This window comes from Staphylococcus simulans (assembly GCF_002902285.1).
In the GTDB taxonomy this organism is placed as follows: Bacteria; Bacillota; Bacilli; order Staphylococcales; family Staphylococcaceae; genus Staphylococcus; species Staphylococcus simulans.
Genome location: NZ_PPRU01000014.1, coordinates 39,698 through 66,615, shown reverse-complemented (window position 1 = coordinate 66,615; position 26,918 = coordinate 39,698). Strand labels below are relative to the sequence as shown.

Below are 26,918 nucleotides of genomic sequence, written 5' to 3'. Positions count from 1 at the left end.
GTTTATAAGATAAATGCACTTAAATCTTTGTTTGTAGAAATAGATTTCAATTTATCATCAACATATTGTGCTGTTATCTCTACCACCGCATTCGGCATTCCAGGTGCTTCGTATGAAAGATCCTCCAGCATTTTTTCTAAAATCGTATGAAGTCGACGTGCACCGATATTATCAGTGTCTTGGTTAACTTGGAAAGCAATTTCAGCTAAGCGTGTAATCGCTTCGTCTGTGAAGTTAACCGTTACTTCTTCTGTTTGTAATAATGCTTCGTATTGTTTAATCAGTGAAAGTTTTGGTTCTTTAAGAATATTCACGAAATCTTCAACTGATAAACTTTCAAGTTCAACACGAATTGGGAAACGTCCTTGTAATTCAGGAATCAAATCACTTGGTTTTGACACATGGAAAGCACCTGCTCCGATAAAGAGCATGTGTTCAGTGTTGACACTACCATATTTCGTTTGAACGACACTGCCTTCGACAATCGGTAAGATGTCACGTTGTACACCTTGTCTTGATACGTCTTGGCCGCCTGCATGATTATTGCTGGCTACTTTATCAATTTCATCGATAAAGATAATGCCCATTTGTTCTGCTAATTCTAGCGCTTCTTGGTTTGCTGTTTCATGATCGATTAATTCATCTGCATAATCATCAGCTAGAATTTTACGTGCAGTTTTCACTGGAACTTCACGCTCCACTTTTTTCTTAGGCATCAATTGATTCATCATGTCTTGAACTTGTTGGTTTTGGTTTGTACCTAACATTCCCATTGCACCTGGGTCTTGTTCAACTTTGATACGAACTTTTTCTTCTTCTAATTCACCATTTAATAATTGGCGGCGAATTTCAGAACGTTTTGTTTTAACGTCTTCTGTTGGCGGTTCTTCATCTTCATCATCTTGGTTGCCAAAGTTCGGCATCATTCCGCCGAATAATGATTCAAAAGGATTACCTGCATTTTGGTTCGCTTTTTTCTTCATACTCGGTACGAGCAATTTAACCAATTTTTCATTCGCTTTTTTAATCGCTTCGTCTTTAACTTGTTCTTTTCTAGCTTCTTTAACAAGTCTGACAGCAACATCAACCAAGTCACGTACCATGCTTTCAACATCACGTCCAACATAGCCTACCTCTGTGAACTTAGTTGCTTCAACTTTAATAAATGGTGCGCCGACGATTTTGGCCATTCTTCTTGCGATTTCAGTTTTACCCACACCAGTTGGACCAATCATCAAAATGTTTTTCGGAACGATTTCTTGTTTTAATTCTTCGTCCAACTGACTTCGGCGATATCTGTTTCTCAAAGCAATGGCTACTTTCTTCTTAGCGTCATCTTGACCGACAATGTATTCATTCAAACGCGATACAATGTCTCTTGGGGTAAGTTTGATTGCGCTAGCATCCATTCGTTGATCAACCTCCAATATATAATTTACCTCTTCCAATGTTTTGGAAAAATAATGTTGTCTTAATTTTCGTTGTACTTATAATTCTTCGACAATAATGTTGTCATTTGTGAAAACACAAATTTCTGAAGCGACTTTCAAACTTGCATAAGCCATGTCTTTTGCTGACATGTCTGTATGACGTTTTAAAGCACGTCCAGCACTTAAAGCATAATTGCCGCCTGAACCAATCGCAATTAAATCATCATCAGGTGCGATTACTTCACCTGTACCGCTGACGACTAATATTGCGTTTTTGTCCATTACAATCAGCATTGCTTCAAGTTGTCTCAGCTGTTTATCGCCTCTCCACTCTTGTGCAAGTTCAACTGCAGCACGTTCTAAATTACCGCTGAATTCTTGCAACTTAGTTTCGAATTTTTCGAAAAGTGTAAAGGCATCTGCCACACTACCAGCGAAGCCAGCTAAGACTTTGCCATCATACAGTCTACGAACTTTTCTTGCTGTTTGTTTCATGATGACTTGTTGTCCTAATGTCACTTGACCGTCGCCTGCCATTGCAGCATGACCATTTTGTCTGACCGCAAAGATTGTTGTCGCATGAATTGAATTATTCATTCCTATTTCTCCTTTTTAGCTCGAGGATGTGCATTTAAATAGACTTTGCGCAATTGTTGGTTGGAAACATGCGTATATCGCCCTGTTGTTGAAAGATTGACATGACCAAGCAAAGATTGCACTGTTCTTAAATCCGCACCTTCATTCAACATATGTGTCGCAAAAGTATGTCTCAATTTATGCGGGTGAATATCCGTCACGCCCGATGTGCGTTTCACAATATCATTCAACACATAACGAACGCCCCGTTCAGTAATCGGTCGCCCATTCATATTTACAAGCAAATAATCATGAGACGCTTTTTTGAGCGGAGGAAATTCTGAAAGATAACGTTCAATACTCTCTCTGCACATATTTCCAAAAGGAATAAAGCGTTCTTTATTACCTTTCCCAAGCACTTTCACACCTGGTGAATTTAAATCTAAATCCTCTAACTTAATGTTCACTAATTCTGAAACACGAATGCCCGTACCATATAATAATTCTAAAATGACACGATCACGCATGCCTTTATGTTCATCTTCTTCAACTGTTTCAAATAACGCACTCATTTCTTCTTCATAGAAAAAATGAGGCAAATATTGCTCTTTCTTTGGATGCACAAGTTGAACAAAAGGATTTACTACTGTGTCATCTTGCGTCATCCAGTATTCATAAAAAGACCGTAACGTTGAAATTTTACGAGAAACTGTTGTTCTTTTCAAGCCTTTTGAATATAAATAAGATAAATAATTTCTTGCATCCTTATATTCAAAAGATTTTAATTGTAAATGCTCCTGTTCTAAAAAAGAATTAAACTGCATCAAATCGTCGTGATATGATTTCAAAGTATGTTTAGAAAAAAAGCGTTCTACCTTTAACATGTATAAAAAAGAATCTTGGATTTTATTCAATAAAAACCCCTCCATCATTTGCATTGTAGCATATAGACAGAGGGAGCTGCAGTGATTTAAGTCTCGAAACCGCAAACGTTTTCTAAACACAAATCTATTTTATCAAAATATTCATAATTTATCACAATGTTTGCTTAAAGTTTTCTAAGTACGTTAAAGCACGATTCGCTTGTTGCTCATAACGTTCTTTTTTATCTTTAATTCTTTTCTCAAGTGACGGCACTAAACCGAAGTTTGCATTCATCGGTTGGAAGTTCTTATTGTTCTTCGCATGTGAAATATAATATGCCATACTGCCGATCATTGTTTCACGCGGGAAAATCACTTCTGCTTTGCCTTGTAGTTTATGCGCCACATTGATACCAGCCACTAAACCGCTGGCAGCACTTTCCACATAACCTTCTACACCAGTCATTTGACCTGCAAAGTAAACTTGATCATGTCCTTTAAGTTGATATGTTTCACTTAAGACATCCGGTGAGTTGATAAATGTATTACGGTGCATAACGCCATAACGTACAATATCAACATTTTCCAAACCAGGGATTAAACGGATAACTTCTTTTTGTGCACCCCATTTTAAATGTGTCTGGAATCCGACAATATTATAAAGTGTACCTGCTGCGTCATCTTGACGTAATTGAACCACCGCAAATGGACGCTTACCTGTTTTAGGGTCTTCTAATCCTACAGGTTTCATTGGCCCAAATAGTAATGTTTTACGACCACGCTCAGCCATTACTTCAAATGGCATACAGCCTTCGAAATATTTTTCTTTTTCAAATTCGTTTACTGGCGCAACTTCCGCTTCCAACACCGCATCATAAAAACGGTCGAACTCTTCTTCTGTCATCGGACAGTTTAAGTAAGCCGCTTCACCTTTATCATAACGTGACTTCAAATAGACTTTATCCATATCAATCGTATCTTTTTCGATAATCGGTGCTGCCGCATCATAGAAGTAAAGTTGATCTTCACCTGTAATGTCCACAATTTCTTTCGCAAGCCCTTCTGTCGTTAATGGACCTGTCGCAATAATTGTATAACCTTCAGGGATTTTCTCAATTTCTTCATTGATAACTGTAATATTCGGATGTGATTTCAAAGTATCAGTAATATAACCCGCAAAGTCATGTCTATCTACTGCTAACGCACCGCCAGCTGGCACACGTGCATTATCAGCCGCTCTAATAATCAATGAATCTAAGCGACGCATTTCTTCTTTTAACACACCTACCGCATTTGTCAGTGAGTTGCCGCGTAATGAGTTCGAACAAACTAATTCCGCGAATTTATCTGTATGGTGGGCTGGTGTTTGTTTTACTGGACGCATTTCAATCAAATTAACTTTGATACCTCGTTGCGCAAGCTGGTATGCAGCTTCTGAACCAGCTAAACCTGCACCGACCACGTTAACTGTCTCTGTCATAAATAAATCCTCCTCATTCAGATGAAAAGAGGCGAGACGCAAGCAGCGTTGTGCTTTTTGTGTCCAACCTCTCAGCTCTTACTTTACTTTTGTACTTCTTCTTTATAATCACAGTTCGAACATACAACTTGACTAGAACGTCCTTTTTTACGAACAACTAAATGATGATCACATTTCGGACAATCTCTGCCGACTGGCTTATCCCATGAGATAAAGTCACATTCTGGATAGTTTGAACAGCCGTAGAAGATTCTGCCTTTCTTCGATTTACGTTCTACCACTTCGCCATCCTTACATTTCGGACATTTCACGCCGATTTCTTTAACGATGGCTTTCGTGTTTCTGCAATCTGGGAAGTTTGAACAAGCCATAAACTTGCCGTAACGTCCCATTTTAATCACCATTGGTGAACCGCATTTTTCGCAATCTTCACCAGCAGGCTCATCTTTAATTTCAATTTTTTCCATTTCTTTTTCAGCACGTTCTACATCGTCTTTGAAGCCATTGTAGAAGTTGCCGACAACATTACGCCAGTTTTCATCGCCTTCAGCGATTTTATCCAGCAATGTTTCCATGTTTACTGTAAATTCAACATCGATGATTTCTGGGAAGTATTCTTTAACTTGCTCATAAACAATTTCACCTAATTCAGTAGGTACGAAACGTTTACTTTCTAACTTCACATAATTACGTTTTTGAATCGTATCAATTGTCGGCGCATACGTAGATGGTCTACCGATTTTCAATTCTTCTAACGTTTTAACTAAACGCGCCTCCGTATATCTTGGAGGTGGTTGTGTGAAGTGTTGAGAAGGTTCGATATCTGTTGCGATTACAGTTTCACCTTCATCAATAATCGGCAAGCGTTTGTTTTGTTCTTCTTCTTCATCTTTAGATTCAACGTATAATGTCATGAATCCTTTGAATTTGATAGCTTGACCATTCGCACGGAACTTAATATCACCTTGTTCAACATCCATCGCAACTGTGTCAATTACAGCAGGTGCCATTTGACTTGCGACAAAACGTTCCCAAATCAATTTATATAAACGGTGTTGGTCTTTTGTTAAGAATGATTTCATTTCGTCAGGTGTACGCAGAGTCTTTGTAGGACGAATAGCTTCGTGTGCATCTTGGTCCCCTTGCTTACCTGTTTGTTTACGATGAGATACATATTCTTTACCGTACTTTTCAGTGATAAAATCTTTTGTTTCTGCTTTCGCATCTGCAGAAATACGTGTAGAGTCAGTACGCATATACGTAATCAAACCAACTGTACCTTGACGTTTAAGGTCAATACCTTCATAAAGTTGTTGTGCAACCATCATAGTCTTTCTTGTTTTGAAGCCTAATTTTCTTGAAGCTTCTTGTTGTAAAGTAGACGTTGTAAATGGATTTGCTGGATTACGTTTCTTCTCTTTACGTGTGACTTTAGTCACTTCAAACTCATTACCATTTAATTGGTCTGTAATGAATTTAACGTCTTCATTTTTTTGTAGTTTATACGGTTTGTTTTTATAATGAAGGAATTTCGCTGTAAACGTAGATTTTTTATAACGGAATTTCCCTTCTATTTTCCAGTATTCTTCTGGTTTGAAGTTACGGATTTCATTTTCACGATCAATGACTAAACGTAATGCGACAGATTGAACACGTCCTGCTGAAAGTCCTTTTTTAACTTTTTTCCATAATACCGGAGAAATGTTATAACCTACTAATCTGTCTACAATACGACGTGCTTGTTGTGCATCCACTAAATTAATTTCAATACTTCTCGGCGTTTTAAAACTTTCTTTAACTGCATCTTTTGTTATTTCGTTAAATACTACTCGGTTTTTCGCATGTTCATCTAATTTCAAAATGTTTGCTAAGTGCCATGCAATTGCTTCACCTTCACGGTCCGGGTCACTTGCTAGGAAGATTTTCTTTGCTTTTTTAGCATGTCTCTTCAACTCTTGAACGACTGGTCCCTTACCACGAATCGTAATATATTTGGGTTCAAAATCATCTTCAACATCAACGCCCATTTGGCTTCTTGGCAAATCTCTGACATGCCCCATTGAAGCGATAACTTTATATCGTTTCCCTAAATATTTTTCAATTGTTTTAGCTTTTGCAGGCGACTCAACTATGACTAAATTATCTGCCAAAGTAGATCCCCCTCTGCTTCAATAAAATGTTCCTTGTTACAAAGATAAATGATAAACGGTTTATTTTACATTTGTCAATATTTTAATTCACCTGAAAATGAACAGACATCATTTCATTTAAGTCTTTATTTCATTTTTTCAATCAATTTAATGTTTCATAATCTTCCATAATATCTTGCGCACTCAAAACGATTTTCGCGCCTTCTTGTGCGCGTTTTAAATTTCCAATGGTCAATTTTTGAAATAAGCTGCCTGGCAACACATAAACATTTCTGTCTTGTTCTAAAGCTAAATCTACTGTGATTTGTGCGCCGCTTCTTTCTCTAGACTCAGTAATCAGTACGCCTTGCGATAAACCGCTAATGATACGATTACGTTCCGGAAATTTATATCTGGCAGGTCTATCTGTGGGGATATATTCTGAGAGGGTTAAACCTGTTTGTTCTATTCGTTTTCGTAATGCACGCGTTTCTTTAGGATAATGATGATAATGACCAAATGCTAAAACGCCAATCGTTGCCATATTATAGTGTAAAGCCGCTTCATGTGCAAATGCATCTCCGCCTTTAGCCAAACCTGAAACGATAACGAGTTCATGTAATGCTTCATTCTTAAAGAGGTATTCTAATGCATTTTGTGTATACTTTGTCGCTTCTCTAGAACCGACGACACTTAAATAGTGAGGTGTTTTTAAGCAAGTTCTATTGCCTTTACAAAATAATAATAATGGAGGTGCATAAATGTGTTTAAGCAAGTGAGGATAATCAGGATTAAAAATGGAAATTAAGTAGATGTTTCGAGAGACCAAAGATTGATAAATATCATTAGGCTCTATCTGACAATATGTTTGATAATGCAGAAGCATAGTTTTAGAGGCAGTATTTTGTGAAAATTGTCGAAGTTTTGTCATTCTTTCTGGTAAATTTAGTTCAAAATAGTCTGGATACCTGAATAAAAGTGCGTATATTTGCTTTGTGGAGTAACCTGCGTAGCGTAATTTGAGGAGTTCTAAATCTAATTCTTTGAGGTTCAATCGTTTACCTGCTTTCTTGTGGTTTTTTCGTTATTATACGACCTTTTATATAATGGAAACAATACTTTTCTATAAAAAAGCTTATTCAGAGTTTCTACTATTATATATGAAAAATCAAGTTATGTTTCAATGACTATGTGAATACTCAACTTTAACATGAAAAAGGGCACAGACTTGTATCTAAGTACAAATCCATGCCTGGTTTATAAAACGCAGTGAATTACGCGTCTTTTTTAACTGTTAATAACTCTTCATAGATACCTGCTTCTTTAGCTGCTTCAATTAATGTTGAACCAATTTCAGAAGGTGTATCTGCAGTTTTAACACCATTGTCATTCAATGTTTTGATTTTTTCTTTAGCAGTACCTTTACCGCCAGAAATAATCGCACCAGCGTGACCCATACGTTTTCCTGGAGGTGCTGTTTGACCACCAATGAATCCTACAACTGGTTTTGTCATATTTTTACTAATCCATTCAGCCGCTTCTTCCTCAGCAGTACCGCCGATTTCACCGATCATTACGACAGCTTTAGTGTCTTCGTCTTTATTGAATGCATCTAATACATCGATAAAGTTTGTACCGTTGACTGGGTCGCCACCGATACCTACCGCTGTAGTTTGACCAATGCCTTCTTCAGTTAATTGATGCACTGCTTCGTAAGTTAATGTACCTGAACGAGATACAACACCTACGTGGCCTTTTTTGTGGATGTAGCCAGGCATAATACCGATTTTACAATCATCTGGTGAAATAACACCTGGGCAGTTTGGTCCGATTAAACGAGTGTGTTTATCTTCTAAGTAACGTTTAACTTTAACCATGTCTAATACAGGAATGTGTTCTGTAATACAGATTGCTAAATCTAATTCAGCATCAGCACATTCTAAAATTGCGTCAGCTGCGAATGGTGCTGGTACGTAAATAACTGATACGTTTGCACCTGTTTCTTTTTTCGCTTCTTCTACAGTGTTGAATACTGGTACACCTTCAACAACTTGACCACCTTTACCAGGAGTTACCCCAGCAACGATTTGAGTACCATATTCAAGCATTTGTTTCGTATGGAAAAGGGCTGTAGACCCAGTGATACCTTGTACAATTACTTTTGTGTTCTTATCTACATATACGCTCATCTTAGTGTCTCATCCTTTCCTTAGACTTCTTTGACAAGTTTGACAATTTTTTGAGCGCCTTCAGCCATAGTTGCTGCTGGCTCAATTGCTAAACCTGAATCTTTTAAGATTTGTTTACCGATTTCAACATTTGTACCTTCAAGACGAACTACTAAAGGTAATGTTAAGTCGACTTCTTTAACTGCTGCTACGATACCTTCTGCGATAACATCACAACGCATGATTCCGCCGAAGATATTAACAAAGATACCTTTAACATGATCATCACCTAAGATGATTTTGAATGCTTCAGTAACTTTTTCTTTCGTAGCGCCGCCGCCTACGTCTAAGAAGTTAGCCGGATTTCCGCCAAAATGATTGATTGTATCCATTGTAGCCATCGCTAAACCTGCACCGTTAACCATGCAGCCGATGTCGCCATCTAAAGCGATGTATGATAAATCATATTTAGAAGCTTCGATTTCTTTTGGATCTTCTTCTTCTAAATCACGTAATTCTAAAATGTCTTTGTGTCTGAATAATGCGTTATCGTCAAAGTTGATTTTCGCATCTAATGCTAAAACATCACCGTCACCAGTTGTAACTAATGGGTTGATTTCAACGATTGATGCATCTTTTTCGATAAATACATTGTATAAAGCGATTAAGAATTTAGCCGCTTTGTTGATTGATTCTTTTGGAATATTAATGTTGAATGCAATACGACGTGCTTGGTATGGTGCTAAACCAACAACAGGATCGATTGTTTCTTTGAAGATTTTTTCTGGCGTTTTAGCCGCTACTTCTTCAATTTCAGTACCGCCTTCTTCAGATGCCATTAACGTTACACGATCTGTTGCACGGTCGATAACGAATCCGACATAATATTCTTTTTGAATATCGCAGCCCTCTTCAATGTATAAACGTTTAACTTCTTTACCTTGTGGACCTGTTTGGTGAGTTACAAGTGTTTTACCTAATAATTCATTAGCGTAAGCTTCCACTTCAGATAATGACTTAGCGATTTTAACACCGCCAGCTTTACCTCTACCCCCAGCGTGGATTTGTGCTTTTACAACATAAACATCAGTGTCTAATTCTTTAGCTTTGTCTACTGCTTCTTCAGCAGTGAATGCTACACGTCCTTCTGGAACTGGAACGCCCATTGAACGAAAGATTTGTTTTCCTTGATACTCGTGGATATTCATTCTCCATCCTCCTGTTTCTTAGGTTAAGTACACTGTTAATTATAGAAAATGTAAGCGCTATTGTAAACTGAAAGCGGCTATTTTTGTCAATTTTGTTAACTTTTAGACTTTATCTCGAATCCTCGCGAAGTGTGATATTGCAACTATTCTATCTTTTTTTCAAATTAATCTGAATATTACACAAGGTTGGAAACAAATATTACAATTTGCACCAACCTTATTTTTAAAACTATTTTGTTGTAAGAGATTTAATCGGTTCAAATGATTTACGATGTTCTGGAATCACACCTAATTTATCAATTCCTGCTAAATGTGCTTTTGTGCCATAACCGACATTATGTTCAAAATCATATCCCGGATGCTGTTTTGCGAGTTCACGCATATAAGCATCACGGTATTCTTTTGCCATGATACTGGCTGCTGCTATGGACACACTTTTTGCGTCACCTTTAATGATAGAAGTTTGTTCAATATCTAACGGTAATTCCATCGCATCAATCAATAAATGCGTCGGTTTGATAGATAAAGCTTCAATCGCACGTATCATCGCCACTTACGTTGCTTGATAAATATTTAAATCATCGATTTCTTCTGGAGTGGCAATTCCGTAAGCATATGTCGCTTCTGCTTCTAGCGCAGATTTCAACTGTGCACGTTTAGCAGCCGAAACTTTCTTTGAATCATTTAAGCCATAATATGCATGCCCTTCATTTAATACCACAGCACATGCGACTACTGGACCAGCTAAAGGTCCTCTGCCGACTTCATCTATACCGCAAATAATCGCCTTATTGTCATGCGCTAAAATACCATTTTCATATAACGACATTTCTTGGTACTGCTCAACAAGTGCCGCTTCTTTTTCTAATTGTCTTTTACGACTTAATAAAGCTTGCTGTACACCTTTTCTTTCATCTTGATGCCATTCAAGTGTTTCCAGTTCAGCTAAAGTTTTAACATCTTTTAACGCTTCTTTAATTGCTTTGATTGAATGTCCCATTATTTAATTTCATCTGCCATCTCTTTATAAATATCAAAACTTTGCGTACCAAGTTTCGCATTTCTAATATCATTGATAATTAATTCAATGACTGATTCATAATCCACTTCATTGCCGCGTTGTAATAGACCACGTCGACGTCCAATCGCATCAAACCATTCAATATTTTCAGCTTCAGCATCTAAATCAATATTATAATGTTTTTGTAATGCTTCTAGCGCGTGTGCTTTATAGAACTCTAAACCAAAAATGGCAACGTCATCTAAGTGTACGATACTGTCTTTAATCGCACCTGTTAAACTTAATTTCTTACCAACTATTTGATCTTCGAACTTCGGCCATAAAATCCCTGGTGTATCTAATAATTGCAGTGATTTACCTACTTTAATCCATTGTTGTTGTTTCGTTACACCTGGTGTATTACCTGTTTTCGCAATAGCTTTATTCGCAAGTTTATTAATTAACGTAGATTTACCTACATTTGGAATACCTACAATCATGGCACGGATTGCACGTGGTTTTAACCCTTTCGCTTTATCACGTTCGAACTTTTCTTTTGTCGCTTGTACAGCCGCTTGTTCTACTGATTTCAAGCCTTTACCATGCTTCGCATCTACTGATACTGGGAAATAACCTTTACTTCTGAAATAGTCTTCCCATTTGGCTGTTTCATTTAAATTCGCCATATCTTTTTTATTTAAAATAACCACGCGTGGTTTATTTTGAATCACTTCATCAATCATCGGGTTTCTTGAACTGTAAGGAATACGTGCGTCTACTAATTCAAAGACCACATCCACTTTCTTTAACTGTTCGGACACTTCACGTTTAGCTTTCGCCATATGCCCTGGATACCATTGAATAACCATGTTTCATCACCTTTCATTCATCGCTTTACTCTATTTTACATTCTCTCTATTATACTATATTTTAGAAGTCTTGAAAAAATGAAAAAAGAAACCCAAACAACTGATTAAGTGCTTGAGTTTCTGTTTCATCTTATACATTTATTTCTTCGATTAATCTTGGTAATTCTTCAATACTGTATATTACATGATCTGCACCATTTGCTTCGAATTTTTCTTTTACTTTTTTACCAATTTCTGTGCGTTCATCAATCGATAAATGGCGCCAATCTTCTTCATTATAACCTGCAAGAGAACTGCCTTTAATCACACCAACAGTAATCACTCCTGCATTGACACCTTCTTGAATATCAGAAACTGTATCTCCTACTTTTAATACATGTTTCACATTCTGTAGTACAAGTTGTTCCATGTTTTTGAAAATCATATAAGGATATGGGCGACCATAACCTCCAACTAAATCAGCTGTCGCAATAAAATCAGGTTCATACCCTTGAAGAGCTGCGTGTTTCTTAACGACTTCCATCATTTCTGATGTGTAACCTGTGGTTGACCCCACTTTAATACCTTTTGCTTTTAACCAATTCGCTGTGTCTACTGCACCTTGAATAGGCGTAGTAAAGTTTTCGAGCGTCTCCATTAATTGCGTTTCAAATTTAGCGTATAAATTGTCAATATCTTCCTCTGTTGCTTTTCGTTGATATGTTTCTTCCCATAGCTTTTGTATTCTCGGCATTTCTAACATCGCTTGAATATGATCGCGTTTTAACATGCCCATTGGTTCTCTAGCTTCTTCGATTGTAACTTCAATACCTGCATCTTTAAAAATATCTACAAAAACATGTACCGGTGCAAAACACCCAAAATCTACCATTGTGCCTGCCCAGTCAAAAATAACACCTTCTATTTTGTTTATCATGTTATTCAGCCTCCTCTAAAAGATACTTGCGGATATTTCCGATTAAATTGTATAAATCTTCTATTTCTAAATCACCAATGTTCCCAATTCTGAAAGACGGTGTATCCATCAACTTCCCTGGATAGAGTATAAATCCAACCTCTTTCATCTTTTGATAAAAATCATTAAAGTCAAACGTTTCATACGGGTATAAAAATGTTGTGATGATAGGTGATTGATTTGCATCCTCGATATAAGGTTCGAATCCAATTTCAGATAAATGCTTTCTTAGATATTCATTAAGTTCACGATATCTGTTATATCTTGCCTCGACCCCACCTTCTTTATCAAGTTCTATTAATGCTTGATGAAATGCTGCGACAACGTGTGTAGGTGAAGTATAGCGCCATTTTCCTTTATCTTGTTCCATTGTCTGCCATTGATCATATAAGTCTAAGGCTAAACTCTGTGCATTCCCTTTTGTATTATTAAGTGTAGCCTGTTTTGCAATGACAAAACCAAACCCAGGCACACCTTGAATACACTTATTCGCACTGCTGATTAAATAATCTATATTTAATTCTTCTACATGTATCGGTATGCCGCCAAAACTACTCATCGCATCTACAATCGTAATCAAATTATATTTCTCCGCAATTTCTGTAAAAGGTAAGAGTGGATTCAATATCCCTGTTGTCGTTTCACAATGGACCATTGCAATATGTGTGATTGATGGATTGTCCTGCACCACCGCTTCGACATGTTGAAAATCTGGTATGTTTTCAAAATCTACTTTTACAGCTGTAACACGTTTATTGATACGTTGCGCCATTTCAATCATGCGATTACCGTAAGCCCCATTACTAATAATTAGCACATGATCTTTCTCACTTAATGCTGTTTGTAGAACACTTTCAACAACAAAACTACCACTACCTTGTTGTAGCACTGTTGTATAGGTTTCAGGATTTGCTTCTGCAATCTCCAATAAGTTTTGACGTATAGTTTGTGTTAAATTTTTATATGCATCGTCCCAAGTACATCGATCTTCCAACATCTGTTCTTTTACCGTTTGTGTTGTAGTCAATGGACCAGGCGTTAATAATTTATATTGCTTTGTCACCCTTACCCACTCCTTTTATTTATTTTTTTCAATATCTGCTTCTTTTTTCGCTTCTTTAAAAATAGTTTGATGTTTATCTAATAAATCTACAGTTAGTGATTTTGGCCACGATTCAGGTCTACTTGGTTTCATCTCAGAATCAACAGACTCCCCTTTATATAACGGGACTGGATATTCTTTCAATAAATCTTGTCGGCCATATTTTTGAATGACTTCAACCATTTTTTCTGCTTTTTGCTGACGTTTACCACCTTTTTTAACTACTGCAGCTGCTTCTGTTAATGCAAAATTACCCTCTGTCGGGTCTATATGTTTAATAGGCTGTCCTTCTTGTTCAGCATCAATAGCTTGGTTTCTTAAACCAGCACCTATTGAGGCTTCTCCTGATTGTACTTTTTTCAAAGGTCCCGAACCTGAACTTTCAAGATGCGGTCCTGCATTAATAATCAATTGTTTCAATATTTTTTGTCCTTCTTGTTCACCATACTCATTTAAGACACCTTGTATGAGCAACCATCCTGTTGAGGAGTCCATGATATTAGGAAATGATATTTCATTTTTATATTGGGGTTTTGTCAGATCTTTAATTGAATGAGGTACAGGCAAATTTTTCTCTTTAAATGCTTCTGTATTCACAAATAGCGATCCCATATTTCCGAGTATAGGTGCCATATAATTAGGATATGGCTTAATCTCATTCTTCGACATACGATTTGATAAAGGTACAAACATATCATGTTCTTGTTGTGCACTTTCTAAGTAATAGCTTGCTTGAGTTACAATATCTGCATCAAGATGCTTCCCTTCAGCCATGATTTTCCCACCCAATTCAGAAGTGGATTGTGGTTGAATCAAATACTCTCCGCGATATCCGTGAGTATCAAGTGCTTTTTTCATTGCGGCGATGGCTTTTTCATCTGCATTCGTTTGAATTATAATTTTGTTTGAACTTGCGCCAAATCCAACATAAGAAAAATAAAGCAATACAGCACAAAATATGGCAGTCATGATTATCTTAAATTTCATCGCAAGTTCCTCCTTTGATCAAATTGCAGCCAAAAATGACTGAAAATACGTACCGCCACATTTGTTAATAAAATCAATATCGACAAAATGAAGATATCTGTAAATCTGTTGAAATGCTGAAGTTGATTAATTTGTGTAGATACAATTTGTGTTGAAGTTGAAACTAAGAAAATAACACCGCTGATCGTCACCATTGCATTAATAAAGTAATAATTCAGCATCTCTATAATGGTTGATTTCATATTAGGTAAAATGATTTTGAATATCGTGTCAAACCAACTATCTCTTAATAATGAACTAGTAACATCCCAAGTCTTATCCAGTTTGTCCATTGCACCTTTTGCCATCAAATATGGCGTGGTGAAATAATGAACAACAATACTGATGATTACAATCAAGAACGTATTTTTGATAGTAGTCCCTTGAAAGAACAATAAATATGCAAGACCTAAAATCATGCCTGGCACTGTATTCGTCAACATTGCAATGACATTAATCATACGTCGTCCTTTTAACTTAGTACGAACACTAATCATGGCGCTGAAGAATGCAATAATTGTTCCAAAAACTGCAGTAGTTACAGCTACAAATATAGATTGTAGATAAACACGCACTAAAATTTCATCATTCAATAAATTTAGGATATGCTTTAATGTGAACTTGTTATTGTACGGATAATTCTCAGTGAACGGCACAATAAACATGACTAAAAAAATTAAGAGAATCATACTACTAATCACAAAGACAATCACACCAATAGAAATGTCACGAAGCGGTTTTTTATTTAATTCAAATTGTTGTGCAGATCGATGTTCTACATTCCATCTTTCTAGTACTGATAAAAATACAAAACCTAAGATAGCTGGTATTAACATTAAGAATGCAAGTACTGCACCTTGTGCAAACTTCGGTATAGAACCTAATATGGTTTGATACAGTAAAATTGAGATAACTGTATCATCTGCACCGATGGAAGCGGGAATACCGAAATCAGTAAAACTTAAAATAAAGGACAGTATAAACGCATTACCTATCGGAATCATTAAAGGTCTGAAAGTTGTATGGTAGAAAGCTCGTGGTCCTTTATCATGTAATAATTCCGACACATAGAAGAAGCGGTGATCTACATAATTAAACGCATTATTAATAATGATAAATGCCGCTGGCAACGTATAAATCACGTAACCAATTAACATGCCCTTCTCGCCATAAACCGTAAACAAAGGTTGTCCAACTAATCTCGCAATCAATCCTTCATTACCAAACAAATACATTAATAAGAAACCATAAGTAATTGTAGGTACCAACATAGGTAAGATGACCATACTGTGCGTGTAGCGTTTTATCCATTTAGCTATAGCTGTTAATTGAAGTGCATACGCTATTAAAAACGCTAAGATTGCTGTCGTGAAAGCTGAAATCAAAGATAATTTCAAACTTCGCATTAATGCTGTTGTAACTTCAGGATTTGACAATACCTCTTTAAAATAAATGCTGCTGATTTGACCATCAGCAATAATTGAACGACCCAGTAAAAATAGGATTGGAATAATCAAAAAGATTACAAAAAAAGCAAATAATAGAATTTGAATGATACGTTGACTCCATAACTTATGCACCATGTTGCTCACCAAACAATTGATAAATATGTTGACGTTTAATTTCTAATTGATTTAAGATAAACTGCTTAACAAAAGTTGATTTCGGTTGATGAATAATTTCTTCAGGTGTTCCAAACTGGGCAATGCTGCCATTTTGAATCACTACGATTTTATCTGCCATTGTTAATGCTTCTTCTGGGTCATGTGTCACCATAATAGTTGTAAGTGACATTGATTTAGCAACTCTTACAATCATATTCTTGATTCTTTCTTTAATCATTCCATCTAAAGCACTCAGCGGTTCATCCATTAATAAAACTTTAGGTTGCATCACTATGGTACGTGCTATTGAAACACGTTGCTTTTGACCGCCAGACAACTCATGAACTTTCTTATCAAGATGTGGTCTAAGTTCTAATAATTCAATTAAATCTGTGATTTCTTTGGTGTTAGGATCTTTTTTCATATTCTTAAGACCATAAAAAACATTGTCTCGCGCATTCAAGTGGGGAAATAGACAATAATCTTGAAACACAATATTGAAACCTCTTTTTTTCATTGGCAAATGATGAATTGGCGACTCATTATAATGAATTGAACCTTTTGTTACTTCTGTTAAACCTAAAATCATGTTTAATAGCGTTGTTTTTCCACAACCACTTGGTCCAAGTAAAGCTACAATCTCACCGTCTTCTATATCTAAATTAATATCTTTTAAAACTTCATCTTTTCCGTATGTTTTTGATACGTTTTTTAAACTAAGCATTTTTGCACCTCCGCTTTAATCTACTCAAAGTATAAGAGATGCATATTAAGTCAGTGTTAAAAATGTGTAAGTATCGATTTACTTATGACTAATTCTTTACTAACTCTGTTTACTCCCATTGAATTTAAGGTATGATAAAACTAACAATTTTCAAGGAGTGAGCCTAATGTTGCCAACTGAGAGAAGAAGTAAAATCATTGAAAAACTAGAAGAACAAGAGTTTTTAGAACTAAAAACATTACATAAGGAACTCAATATTTCTATGGAAACTTTGCGAAGAGATATTCAACAATTGGTCAAACTAGAATTAGTACAGAAAGAATACGGAGGCATCAGACTTAATAAAGAATCGAATGGAGAGTCTGCGATTGAGCGTCGTTTAGATCGTAATTTAACTAAGAAAAAGTTAATCGCTGAAAAAGCTTTAAAGTTGATTGATGACGGGGATTGTATCTATTTAGATAGTGGTTCGACTACTCTACAAATCGCAAAAGGCTTAGAAACTAAACGCCATTTAACAATTGTTACTAACTCGATTCCAGTTTTAATCCAATGTATGCAGTATAATCACACATTGATTTCAATAGGTGGGAAAGTTAGAAGTTCAGAACAATCATTGACTCAGTTTGATTTTCTTTTCAATTTTGAACATCTAAATATTAATAAAGGATTCTTTTGTTGTAGTGGGTTATCTGTACCCTATGGCGTGACAGATTATAGTATCGAGGAAGTTGAGACTAGAAGACGCTTAATGAATATTTCACAACAAAAATACTTAACCGCAGACAGCAGTAAAATTAACCGTGTAGTTACTGCTAAAATTGGGGAGTTAGAGGACTTTAACCAATTAATTACAGATGATGAGATTACCAATGAACAACAAGAACAGTTTGAACAATCCGGAATCCAAGTGATATAAATACAAAAACACAGACATGTATAGATGATTAACATGTCTGTGTTTTGTATATTTTATTATTTATTTTCTTCTTTCTTTACCACCGGCACATACACTTGTGCTTCATAATCTGATGAAGTCACATCTCCATGTGGATAAAATTCAAAAGCTGGTCCTTCAGCCATGTGATAACCTTCGCTTGCTAAGAACTCAGGGTTAAACACTTTTTGACATACTTGCTGGATTGATTCTGGTACAGGTCCTTTAGCATTTACAACCATATAATCGCCTTGAGGTAAAGCATAAGGATGCAAGCCTGATCCAAATTGATTATCAGAAGTTACCGCAATTAAGTAATTCATCCCTGCTTCTGTAGGTACAATCACTCCTAAGTATCCTTCTAATTGGTGGTTGCTTAATTCAGATAAAGTTTGTTCTTCACCTGATTCATGAAATTTTTGCCATGCTTTCGGTAAATTTTGTTGCGCGTCTTGCATCGTCGCATATTTACTCAAATAACCAATAACCTTTAATTCATTTAAATGCTTTACTTCGTATTCCATATACGCCACTCCCGTCATTTCAATTAAACTTGATTAGTGTTTAATACCCTATTTTCTTTATAATACGACATAAAAAAATACAAGCACCGAAAAAGGTAGATGTTTTCGGTACTTGTATTAATCTCACTTAGACTTATTCTTCGAATTTCGCTAAGTCTTCTGCAATGTGTTCAGACGCTACTAAACCACGTGATTTTGCCCATAATTCACGGTTTACGAAATGAATACGTCCGTTTTTCTTCGCATTGATTGAATTATAAACTTCTGATTGACGTAATTCTTCTAATGCATCTGCATTTTCATCATCAACCATTAAAATTAAACGTTCTGGATTTAATGTTTTTAATTGTTCATCCGTTAATTTTAGATATGGTCCATCTTTATATTCTGGATACGTTTTTGAATCTGCTTGAGTGATTGCCATTTTGAAACCAAGACGTTTTAAGAATTGACCAACATAACTGTTCGCATCATGTCCTACAATATGATTATCTGTCACTACTGCAGCCAATGTGCCTAAACTTTTATCTAAAGTAATACCCTCTTCGATTTGTTTGATTTTTTGTTCATGCACAGCGACACGTGTTTTCGCTTTTTGTTCTTTTGATACAGCTTTACCGATTAACTCGAATGACTCTAAGTTTTGTTTATAATCGCCATCAAAGCTTTCAAGTAAAATTGTCGGTGCAATTTTTTCTAAATCTCTATAGATTTTGTGATGACGTTCACCGTCAGCAATAATTAATTGTGGTTCCGCTTCTCTTAAAGCATCTAAATCAGGATTGTTTCTATCTCCTAAAGAAACATATTCACCAATCTGTGTTCTGACTGCTTCAAATAAATTCTCTTTATTCCCATCATCAGCAATCGCAGCTGGTTTAATATCTAAAGCTAATAAATCATCTACGAATGAAAATTCTAATGCGGCAACTCTGTCCACATTCTCCGCAACTTGAGTGATGCCTGATTCATTTCTTACTTCAACCATATGTTTAAGACCTCCAAATTGATTTGTTATTGATAGTACTCCCATATAATTGTTACCGGTAGTTATATTCCCTATATGTTAGACATTATTCATATTAAGTTAATATGATACTTTACAAAATTTTAATATTAGTTGATTTATTTCCCTTTATAATCGCGTTACTGCTAAAATTAAAAAGGGTATATGTAGTATATTACCTAATTCTACATATGCATTTTAATTTCAGGAGAGACAAAAAATGAAATTCACCCTAAAACATAACCTAGTGCGTTTTTTAAAAATTGCTGGTATCGGCACATTAATGATGCTGATTATTTTCTATCCTGCAATCCGCGCTTATACGAAACATCAAATTGTATTCAGTGGTGCAGGCGATGGTTTCAGACAAATGATGCCATTTCAAAAATACTTATATGAACAAGTCACACACTTTTCAAGTTTCTACGATATTTCTTTCGGTTTAGGCGGAGATTATATCGCAGATTTAGCTTATTATTATTCAACCTCTCCACTTACCTACTTAAACTTTTTATTTGTGTGGTTAGGCGAACATCTCTTACATATGAATCCAAGCAGTATTGAATTTTGGCCAGGAAACCAATTATTCTTTGCGATTGTCAAAGCTATTTTGACATTTATTGCTGCTTACTATATGATGCGCTATTTTAAATTAAAACGTTATACCGCACTGATCGCTACAATTTTATACACCGCTTCTAATGTCATGATGTATTTCAACTTCACTTGGTCATTTTATGGTGATGTATTGATTTACTTACCGTTGACAATATTAGGTGTAGAAAAGTTATTTAGAGAACGTAAAGCCGCTTTATTGATTATCGGTTTAGGCTTAACACTGATGTCGAACTTTTATTTCAGTTACTATGAAGCTATTATTATCGGTGCTTATTTAATTTATAGAACTATCGCAGTTTATAAAGAGGATATCTTAAACCGCATACAGAAGATTTATATTACAGTGGTAACTATACTACTAAGTTTGATGGTCGCTAGTTTTGGATTTTACACAGGTGTCAGCTCATTCTTGCATAATGATCGTAAACAAAATCCATTATTAGAGTATCCATTTTTTGTAGATTTATTGAACACAGATAAACAAACATTTATATCAGGTTTTCATATTTTATTATCGATTTTAGTTTTGATTGCCCTACTGCAATTTAAACTATACAAACATTATTTCTATCGTTTATTTGCGATTATGACATGGATTTTCTTATTAGGTTCATTTACCAATCCATTTGATAGTTTCTTTAACGGCTTTTCTATTCCACAACGTAGATGGGTCTATATGCTGGCAATGAGTGCCGCAATATTGGTTGCTTTGATGATTCAATATTTAGCGGAAATGTCTATCGTTTCTTTAATTGCCGCAACAATTCCAGCTGTTTTAGTCTTAATCATTTCATCACGTTATGCGGAAGGCGAATGGCATTGGTGGATCAGCACAGCTGTCATCATTGCAGTATTGGCATTGATATTAATTGTTTATAAAGGTCAGATGAAGCATTGGATGAAACTTATGTTAGTCGCATTGATTTTAGTCCAACAATTCTGGCAGTTAAAAGAATATAAAGAAAATATTTTGTCTGAGTATGAAGCAGAAGTAAAACAAGTCACAAAATATGATTACTTCAGTCACCCGCTAAATAAAAAAATCAAAGCCATTCAAAAAGAAAATCAAGATGATTTAATGCGTATTGATTATATGAGTGTTTATGGTTTAAACTCACCATTCATTTACAACTACAACGGCATCTCGCTTTATTCAAGCATCTTTGATGGTGAAATTCTTAATTATTATGATAATGTGATGCAGATTAATATGCCGATTGATAAAAACAGTACTTATCGTTTATTTAATAATCGAGCTAACTTAATGGCTTTATGGGATGTCACAGACCGCTTCAAAATGGAATCAGATAAAAACATACCATACGGTTTCGAACTAAAAGATAAAATCAAACATGATGATAGAATCTTTGTTCATTCAAAAAATCAAATTGATTATCCAAGTGCACATATTACCAACAAAACATTTAATATGGATCAATTAAAATCACCGTTAGATCGTGAACAAGCCATGTTAGAAGGCGTTGTTTGGGATGATAAAAAAGGTAATTCAACATTCAAAACGAACCCTAACTTACTACGAAAAGCAAAGACAACATTACGCGATGCAAAACAAATAGATCAAAAACATATTCAAGTTCAAAAAAACAATGGTGGTTTAACTATGCAGCTGCCTGAATCTGTTGCGAATAAGTATCAAGATATGTATGTAGAAATGGATGTTGAACGTATCGCACCAGCTTCAGAACACTACGTAAAAATCAATGAATATAAACAAAAACGTAATCGCTTAGACTACAAATACCGACGATTTGTCAGCCCTGTGACTATGCGTATTAAAGCTTCATCAGAACTGAAGTTACAACTACCAAAAGGTAAATATCGTCTAAAGCTTAAAGGTATTTATGGAGAAGATTACAGTACTTTAAATCGTACTAAAGATACTTTAACTCCTGTCAAAGTTACTAAGAATAACCGTAACTTACACGTTCAAAAACCAAAATCAGCACAAGGTTATATTGTCTTACCTGCTGCCTATAGAAATGGAATGTATGCGTTAATCGATGGTAAGAAACATGAAGTTAAACAAGGTAATGGCATTATGACAGTAATTCCAACTAAGAAAGGTCAAACAGATATTTATTTAAAATATGAACCGCCAATATTAAAACCATTAATCGTCATTATAGGAATAGGTTTAGTGTTGAGCGTGGTCTGGTGCCGTTATTTACTCAGACGAAACAAAACGAAACAATAAAACAAACAGTGTGTATCCTTCTATATTTTGGATACGCACTGTTTTTTTAATCCCCAACACTATTTTTACCAATGACTTACGCTTTTTTTACTGTCTGTGATTATGCATATACAGCCTATTATCTTCTTACTTATACTATTTTTATATCTCTACTCCATTAACATTCGCCTAGAAAGGTTTGATTACACAACATGAAAGAACGTAACTACCAAAGCACCAATCACGAATATCTGAGTCACATACTTCCAAAATTTAACACTTCACTTTCTACTAAAGCACTTCAAAGTAACTCTATTTCCTATCAGACATTAATGAATCATTTCGATCATCTTCTAAATGCTTCTGAAAAAGCATTACTTGAGTCTGTTTTAAATTCCACACTTACGATAATCACACTTTCTAGAACAGACTATTATCAACTCACTCATTTGAAAGCGACATACTATATCATCCCTATTGCTAAAGATCGCTACTACCTCTCACCTGAATTTTTAAATGATTATAACCACTATTGTTTAAATGAAAAATATTCCTCCTTACCTTTGCTTGAAGATTGGGTTCATACAAAAATCGAAACTTTAGCTTCAATAGAAAAAAAGCGTAGATTATATGAAACTATGGATTTTGAAACATGTTTAGCTGATCGTTATAGCACAAAAAATTTAGACTTTATATGTGTGATGGCTAATATTAAAAATTATGATCAACTGACTGATTCTGAAAAGTGTACCTTAATCACCAAAAAAGTGATAAGAGATTATGGCTTATTTGAAAAACTAATTCAAATCGTGCCACCTTTACGTATACTTTTTGCGTATATGGTTTATGAGGATAGAAACAGTTTTGTAGGTGCAGAACTCCCTGGTGAAAATATTGCGGTCTTTATTTTGTTTAGCGACATTGAACTCAGTATGATTTATTTACCTTGTGACTTATTTGAACATTTAAAGTGTTATTTTAGTTTACGTGGTCTGCAGCCTGAAGAAATACTTAAACAGTCGATTGAAGATTTTACAGATCAAGCCTTAGATGAAGACCTTCAACAAGCGTTATTAAAAGATTTGTGCCATAATCGATTATCAGTCGGGGAAGCCAAAAAGGTTCTACCAGCTTTGATGCATAATAAAATCCAGGCAAATATTCTTACTGATTTAAACACTGAAACTAAAATCAAATTCTTTGAAGCACTTGTAAACTTATATGGATTTATCCCTATTAAAATTGTGGTCAAACTTTATAATTCATACTTTGAAGCACATGAAACCAGCGCATCTATAAAAGATAAGATAAACACAGATTATAAAAGTCACATGGTTGCTATCAGCGATAATTATCTTACACATACGACGTTAAAAGAAGCTTATCAAACCCTAAATGCATTATATGAAACTGTCCCTTACTATTTACCTTCAACACTTATGGCATTGTTTAAAGCCGCTACTTCAGAGGAGTGGATAGAAAATAAGAAATTCGAAGACAGTTTACTGTTTCTGAGAAGTAACATCAACCTTCAAGGAGAATCCTTTGATATTCCTATATATATGGTTGAGATTGCTATTTTCGAAGATGTCATCCTTCCTAATATCAAAATGGTGCCAAAAGAAGATGACTTGAAGGATGCTGTACAAATGTGGAAAGCACAAGGATTGTATAACAATGTAAAATCGAAACATGTTTTAAAACATGTCAAAATTGTTTATTCTAAAGTGAGACTATGGGCATACAGAGGACATAACCAACGAGAATACAATGAAATCATTCATCAATATCACACACATCAAAAGCCAAGTGCAGATGATTGGAATAGTGACAATTCTATCTAAACTATATAAATAAAAGAATCGCCTTCTCTATTAAAATGGCGATTCTTTTATCGTTCTTATTCTTTTACATCTTTAGGCAATGTATCGAGATAATGGATTTCTTTCACATACTTGCCTTTATGAATAATCACGACATTCTCTTTTTGAGGATCAAAACCATTGAATGTCAGCTTATAAGGCACACGTTCTCCATCTTTTGAGTAAGCTTGAACATTTTCATAGTATTGCGTACCTTTTTCAACCTTCGCATATGATTTTTCTGTAGTTAGAAACGGATTGACACGATCTGTGAATTCATTCCTGACAATACTGAATGCGACAACCGCAAAGAATAACAATATCGCAATCGTTACTAAAACCTTCTTTTTCATTTACTTTTACTCCTTCTATGATGATTTTCTTGTTGTACTAGTAAAAATAAGGACTTCATTTTATAGAATGCTTTTATTATACCTAATTTTTCAGAATTTTCATACGACAATTTACATAAAAAAAGACTGTTCCATGATTAGGAACAGTCTTGTCTACTCGTATGTCTATCTGTCTAAAATTAGCGAATTTCTTTAATTCTAGCAGCTTTACCACGTAAGTTACGTAAGTAGTAAAGTTTAGCACGTCTAACTTTACCGCGACGAGTTACTTCGATTCTTTCAATTTTTGGTGTGTGTAATGGGAATGTACGTTCCACACCTACACCAGATGAAATTTTACGAACTGTGAAAGTTTCTGAAACTCCGCCACCGCGACGTTTGATTACGACACCTTCGAAGACTTGGATACGTTCACGAGTACCTTCGACGATACGTACGTGTACACGTACAGTGTCACCGGCACGGAAGTTTGGTAAGTCTGTGCGTAATTGTGATTTAGTAACTGCTTCGATTAATTTGTGATTACTCATTTTATTATTCTCTCCTTCAAACTATGTTCTTGCCTCGACAACAAAATAGCAGCGGATCATAGTGATTTTTCGTGCTTAGCACACTTAAATAATATTAGCACACTGCTATTTGGTTTTCAATTGATTTTTGTAGTTTTCAAGTATTTTTTCATCTTCTGATGTTAATGGATACTTTGTTAGTAAATCGGGTCTTTTGACAAATGTTCTAATTAATTTTTGTTCATGTCGCCATGCATCAATGTTTGCGTGATTACCTGATAATAAGACGTCTGGTACTTTCATACCTTCAAATTCTCTTGGACGTGTGTATTGCGGAAACTCTAATAAACCATCAGAGAATGAGTCATCTTGATGTGACTGTTGATTGCCGAGTACACCTGGAATCAAGCGTACAATCGCATCTGTCATGCTCATCGCAGGCAATTCTCCACCTGTTAATACATAATCTCCAATTGAGATTTCATCAGTCACTAAATGTTCTCTGATACGTTCATCATAGCCTTCATAATGACCACAAATAAACACTAAGTGTTCTGCTTGGCTCAATTCTTCTGCCACTGCTTGTGAGAAGGGTTTGCCTTGTGGGCACATTAATATCACACGTGTATTTTCTGTCGTCTCAAGGTCTTTCATCGCATTAAAGACAGGTTCTGGTTTCAATACCATACCTTGACCACCGCCGAATGGATAATCATCAACTTGATTATGTTTATTAACCGCATAATCTCTGAAATTGACGGTATTCACTGTTAGAATCTCTTTCTCTTGTGCACGCTTTAAAATAGAATGATTTAATACGCCATCAAACATTTCTGGAAACAGCGTTAAATAATCAATTTTCACTCGTCGAACATTCCTTCCAATGGCGTAATTTGAATACGGCGCCCAGAGACATCTACTTCTTGGACAACATCTGCAATATAGGGAATCAAGTACTCTTTATCACCTTGAACGACCCATACATCATTGGCACCTGTTTCAAAAATTTCTTTCACACGACCAATCGGTGTTTCACCATCAAAAACTGTGCAGCCGATAATGTCGGAATAGTAAAACTCATGTTCATCAAGTTCAATTGCTTCATGATCACGCTCTTGTGTCAGAATATCACCTTTAAAGTGCTCCACATCATTAATGTTGTTGATACCTTCAAATGTCAACATATGGAACCCTTTGTGCATACGATAAGAAGCGACTGTTAACGCAATTTCTTCGCCTTTGTGATTCAATGTCAAAACTTCACCAGGTTGAAAGCGTGTGTCTGTAAAATCTGAGTTAGATTTCACACGTACCTCACCTTTTATCCCATGTGTATTTACAATTTTACCGACTTCTACTTTCATGCACATTGCCTCCAATATTTGGTCTCGTGAAAAAAGCTCCAATACTTAACAATAACCCTAAGACAAGTGTATTGTCTCAGGGTTATGAGATTAAAGCAACTTATAACTTAAATTACTTAGATTGACGTTGGTCGTCGAATTTTTTCAAAATACCTTCTTTAGATAAGATATTGTGAACTGTATCAGTTGGTTTCGCACCGTTAGCTAACCATTTAAGTGCTAACTCTTCGTCGATTTTAACTGTTTGTGACGCATCTTTAGTAACCGGATCATAAGTTCCGATTTGTTCGATGATACGACCATCACGTGGCGCACGAGCATCTGCTGCTACGATACGGTAGAATGGATTTCTTTTTGAGCCTAAACGTGTTAAACGAATTTTAACTGCCATGTATAATTCTCTCCTTTGAGTCTTTG

24 protein-coding genes and 1 pseudogene are annotated in these 26,918 nt (G+C 35.5%); 3 read left to right on the top strand and 22 right to left on the bottom strand.

The window, feature by feature from the left end:
• Positions 1 to 2: 2 nt before the first annotated feature.
• From hslU to CD112_RS03455, 15 genes and pseudogenes are all read right to left on the bottom strand, one after another.
• A complete protein-coding gene (gene hslU / locus CD112_RS03525) occupies positions 3 to 1,409 on the bottom strand; it encodes an ATP-dependent protease ATPase subunit HslU (protein WP_002480692.1) in 1,407 nt (468 codons plus the stop codon).
• Between the two features lie 78 nt (positions 1,410 to 1,487).
• Positions 1,488 to 2,027, bottom strand: a complete 540-nt coding sequence (gene hslV, locus CD112_RS03520) for an ATP-dependent protease subunit HslV (protein WP_023015696.1) — start codon at positions 2,025 to 2,027, stop codon at positions 1,488 to 1,490.
• A 2-nt stretch (positions 2,028 to 2,029) separates the two neighbouring features.
• A complete protein-coding gene (xerC, locus tag CD112_RS03515) occupies positions 2,030 to 2,920 on the bottom strand; it encodes a tyrosine recombinase XerC (protein ID WP_002480690.1) in 891 nt (296 codons plus the stop codon).
• A 121-nt stretch (positions 2,921 to 3,041) separates the two neighbouring features.
• On the bottom strand, positions 3,042 to 4,349 hold the full coding sequence (gene trmFO, locus CD112_RS03510; protein ID WP_002480689.1) for an FADH(2)-oxidizing methylenetetrahydrofolate--tRNA-(uracil(54)-C(5))-methyltransferase TrmFO: 1,308 nt from the start codon (positions 4,347 to 4,349) through the stop codon (positions 3,042 to 3,044).
• A gap of 83 nt (positions 4,350 to 4,432) precedes the next feature.
• Entirely contained in the window at positions 4,433 to 6,499 is a 2,067-nt protein-coding gene (topA, locus tag CD112_RS03505; RefSeq protein WP_023015697.1) for a type I DNA topoisomerase, read from the bottom strand.
• Between the two features lie 142 nt (positions 6,500 to 6,641).
• Positions 6,642 to 7,532 carry a DNA-processing protein DprA gene (gene dprA, locus CD112_RS03500; RefSeq protein WP_103363870.1) on the bottom strand — a complete coding sequence of 297 codons (891 nt, stop codon included), beginning with the start codon at positions 7,530 to 7,532 and terminating at the stop codon, positions 6,642 to 6,644.
• Between the two features lie 220 nt (positions 7,533 to 7,752).
• Positions 7,753 to 8,667 (bottom strand): succinate--CoA ligase subunit alpha, encoded by a 915-nt coding sequence (gene sucD / locus CD112_RS03495; RefSeq protein WP_023015699.1) that lies wholly within the window; start codon positions 8,665 to 8,667, stop codon positions 7,753 to 7,755.
• Positions 8,668 to 8,687: 20 nt separating this feature from the next.
• Positions 8,688 to 9,854 (bottom strand): ADP-forming succinate--CoA ligase subunit beta, encoded by a 1,167-nt coding sequence (sucC, locus tag CD112_RS03490; protein WP_002480685.1) that lies wholly within the window; start codon positions 9,852 to 9,854, stop codon positions 8,688 to 8,690.
• 229 nt (positions 9,855 to 10,083) lie between these two features.
• A pseudogene (gene rnhB / locus CD112_RS03485) lies at positions 10,084 to 10,854 on the bottom strand (ribonuclease HII).
• Positions 10,854 to 11,723 carry a ribosome biogenesis GTPase YlqF gene (gene ylqF / locus CD112_RS03480; RefSeq protein ID WP_103363869.1) on the bottom strand — a complete coding sequence of 290 codons (870 nt, stop codon included), beginning with the start codon at positions 11,721 to 11,723 and terminating at the stop codon, positions 10,854 to 10,856. Before ylqF ends, rnhB begins: the two are co-directional and overlap by 1 nt.
• A gap of 130 nt (positions 11,724 to 11,853) precedes the next feature.
• Positions 11,854 to 12,639, bottom strand: coding sequence for a phosphonoacetaldehyde hydrolase (gene phnX, locus CD112_RS03475; protein WP_197709011.1), 786 nt, complete (start codon positions 12,637 to 12,639; stop codon positions 11,854 to 11,856).
• 1 nt (position 12,640) lies between these two features.
• Positions 12,641 to 13,741, bottom strand: coding sequence for a 2-aminoethylphosphonate--pyruvate transaminase (gene phnW, locus CD112_RS03470; RefSeq protein WP_103363868.1), 1,101 nt, complete (start codon positions 13,739 to 13,741; stop codon positions 12,641 to 12,643).
• A 15-nt stretch (positions 13,742 to 13,756) separates the two neighbouring features.
• Positions 13,757 to 14,767 carry an extracellular solute-binding protein gene (locus tag CD112_RS03465; RefSeq protein WP_103363867.1) on the bottom strand — a complete coding sequence of 337 codons (1,011 nt, stop codon included), beginning with the start codon at positions 14,765 to 14,767 and terminating at the stop codon, positions 13,757 to 13,759.
• Positions 14,764 to 16,389, bottom strand: a complete 1,626-nt coding sequence (locus CD112_RS03460) for an ABC transporter permease subunit (RefSeq protein WP_103363866.1) — start codon at positions 16,387 to 16,389, stop codon at positions 14,764 to 14,766. Before CD112_RS03460 ends, CD112_RS03465 begins: the two co-directional genes overlap by 4 nt.
• The gene (locus CD112_RS03455; protein ID WP_023015709.1) at positions 16,379 to 17,134 is read right to left on the bottom strand and encodes an ABC transporter ATP-binding protein; all 756 of its coding nucleotides are present in this window, start codon (positions 17,132 to 17,134) and stop codon (positions 16,379 to 16,381) included. The genes CD112_RS03460 and CD112_RS03455 overlap by 11 nt, the downstream gene beginning before the upstream one ends.
• Before the next feature lie 166 nt (positions 17,135 to 17,300).
• On the opposite strand from CD112_RS03455, the gene CD112_RS03450 reads away from it, so the two are divergent.
• Positions 17,301 to 18,053 carry a DeoR/GlpR family DNA-binding transcription regulator gene (locus CD112_RS03450; RefSeq protein ID WP_103363865.1) on the top strand — a complete coding sequence of 251 codons (753 nt, stop codon included), beginning with the start codon at positions 17,301 to 17,303 and terminating at the stop codon, positions 18,051 to 18,053.
• Between the two features lie 56 nt (positions 18,054 to 18,109).
• On the opposite strand, the gene CD112_RS03445 is transcribed toward CD112_RS03450, so the two are convergent.
• Both CD112_RS03445 and CD112_RS03440 read right to left on the bottom strand, forming a co-directional pair.
• Positions 18,110 to 18,595, bottom strand: coding sequence for a GyrI-like domain-containing protein (locus CD112_RS03445; RefSeq protein ID WP_103363864.1), 486 nt, complete (start codon positions 18,593 to 18,595; stop codon positions 18,110 to 18,112).
• Positions 18,596 to 18,728: 133 nt separating this feature from the next.
• Positions 18,729 to 19,583, bottom strand: a complete 855-nt coding sequence (locus CD112_RS03440; RefSeq protein ID WP_002480680.1) for an ABC transporter substrate-binding protein — start codon at positions 19,581 to 19,583, stop codon at positions 18,729 to 18,731.
• 238 nt (positions 19,584 to 19,821) lie between these two features.
• Between CD112_RS03440 and CD112_RS03435 the strand changes: the two genes are divergently transcribed.
• Both CD112_RS03435 and CD112_RS03430 read left to right on the top strand, forming a co-directional pair.
• Complete coding sequence (locus tag CD112_RS03435; protein ID WP_103363863.1) at positions 19,822 to 22,434, top strand: YfhO family protein; 2,613 nt, start codon at positions 19,822 to 19,824, stop codon at positions 22,432 to 22,434.
• Positions 22,435 to 22,625: 191 nt separating this feature from the next.
• Positions 22,626 to 24,257, top strand: a complete 1,632-nt coding sequence (locus CD112_RS03430) for a hypothetical protein (protein ID WP_103363862.1) — start codon at positions 22,626 to 22,628, stop codon at positions 24,255 to 24,257.
• Between the two features lie 56 nt (positions 24,258 to 24,313).
• On the opposite strand, the gene CD112_RS03425 is transcribed toward CD112_RS03430, so the two are convergent.
• From CD112_RS03425 to rpsP, 5 genes are all read right to left on the bottom strand, one after another.
• Entirely contained in the window at positions 24,314 to 24,628 is a 315-nt protein-coding gene (locus CD112_RS03425; RefSeq protein WP_023015714.1) for a YxeA family protein, read from the bottom strand.
• 179 nt (positions 24,629 to 24,807) lie between these two features.
• Positions 24,808 to 25,158, bottom strand: coding sequence for a 50S ribosomal protein L19 (gene rplS / locus CD112_RS03420; RefSeq protein WP_103363861.1), 351 nt, complete (start codon positions 25,156 to 25,158; stop codon positions 24,808 to 24,810).
• A 105-nt stretch (positions 25,159 to 25,263) separates the two neighbouring features.
• Positions 25,264 to 26,001 (bottom strand): tRNA (guanosine(37)-N1)-methyltransferase TrmD, encoded by a 738-nt coding sequence (gene trmD / locus CD112_RS03415; RefSeq protein WP_002480675.1) that lies wholly within the window; start codon positions 25,999 to 26,001, stop codon positions 25,264 to 25,266.
• Entirely contained in the window at positions 25,998 to 26,501 is a 504-nt protein-coding gene (rimM, locus tag CD112_RS03410; protein ID WP_002480674.1) for a ribosome maturation factor RimM, read from the bottom strand. The genes trmD and rimM overlap by 4 nt, the downstream gene beginning before the upstream one ends.
• Positions 26,502 to 26,613: 112 nt before the next feature.
• Positions 26,614 to 26,892 carry a 30S ribosomal protein S16 gene (rpsP, locus tag CD112_RS03405; RefSeq protein ID WP_002480673.1) on the bottom strand — a complete coding sequence of 93 codons (279 nt, stop codon included), beginning with the start codon at positions 26,890 to 26,892 and terminating at the stop codon, positions 26,614 to 26,616.
• Between the last annotated feature and the right edge of the window lie 26 nt (positions 26,893 to 26,918).

Bases quoted from the DNA above. Each gene is read 5' to 3' on its own strand.
- phnX (WP_197709011.1), bottom strand. From the start codon at position 12,639: ATGATAAACAAAATAGAAGGTGTTATTTTTGACTGGGCAGGCACAATG.
- hslV (WP_023015696.1), bottom strand. From the start codon at position 2,027: ATGAATAATTCAATTCATGCGACAACAATCTTTGCGGTCAGACAAAAT.
- CD112_RS03455 (WP_023015709.1), bottom strand. From the start codon at position 17,134: ATGCTTAGTTTAAAAAACGTATCAAAAACATACGGAAAAGATGAAGTT.
- CD112_RS03465 (WP_103363867.1), bottom strand. From the start codon at position 14,767: ATGAAATTTAAGATAATCATGACTGCCATATTTTGTGCTGTATTGCTT.
- CD112_RS03425 (WP_023015714.1), bottom strand. From the start codon at position 24,628: ATGAAAAAGAAGGTTTTAGTAACGATTGCGATATTGTTATTCTTTGCG.
- rimM (WP_002480674.1), bottom strand. From the start codon at position 26,501: ATGAAAGTAGAAGTCGGTAAAATTGTAAATACACATGGGATAAAAGGT.
- rplS (WP_103363861.1), bottom strand. From the start codon at position 25,158: ATGAGTAATCACAAATTAATCGAAGCAGTTACTAAATCACAATTACGC.
- ylqF (WP_103363869.1), bottom strand. From the start codon at position 11,723: ATGGTTATTCAATGGTATCCAGGGCATATGGCGAAAGCTAAACGTGAA.
- CD112_RS03430 (WP_103363862.1), top strand. From the start codon at position 22,626: ATGAAAGAACGTAACTACCAAAGCACCAATCACGAATATCTGAGTCAC.
- trmFO (WP_002480689.1), bottom strand. From the start codon at position 4,349: ATGACAGAGACAGTTAACGTGGTCGGTGCAGGTTTAGCTGGTTCAGAA.
- CD112_RS03445 (WP_103363864.1), bottom strand. From the start codon at position 18,595: ATGGAATACGAAGTAAAGCATTTAAATGAATTAAAGGTTATTGGTTAT.
- CD112_RS03435 (WP_103363863.1), top strand. From the start codon at position 19,822: ATGAAATTCACCCTAAAACATAACCTAGTGCGTTTTTTAAAAATTGCT.
- CD112_RS03460 (WP_103363866.1), bottom strand. From the start codon at position 16,389: ATGGTGCATAAGTTATGGAGTCAACGTATCATTCAAATTCTATTATTT.
- hslU (WP_002480692.1), bottom strand. From the start codon at position 1,409: ATGGATGCTAGCGCAATCAAACTTACCCCAAGAGACATTGTATCGCGT.
- sucD (WP_023015699.1), bottom strand. From the start codon at position 8,667: ATGAGCGTATATGTAGATAAGAACACAAAAGTAATTGTACAAGGTATC.
- rpsP (WP_002480673.1), bottom strand. From the start codon at position 26,892: ATGGCAGTTAAAATTCGTTTAACACGTTTAGGCTCAAAAAGAAATCCA.
- sucC (WP_002480685.1), bottom strand. From the start codon at position 9,854: ATGAATATCCACGAGTATCAAGGAAAACAAATCTTTCGTTCAATGGGC.
- CD112_RS03440 (WP_002480680.1), bottom strand. From the start codon at position 19,583: ATGGTTGAAGTAAGAAATGAATCAGGCATCACTCAAGTTGCGGAGAAT.
- CD112_RS03450 (WP_103363865.1), top strand. From the start codon at position 17,301: ATGTTGCCAACTGAGAGAAGAAGTAAAATCATTGAAAAACTAGAAGAA.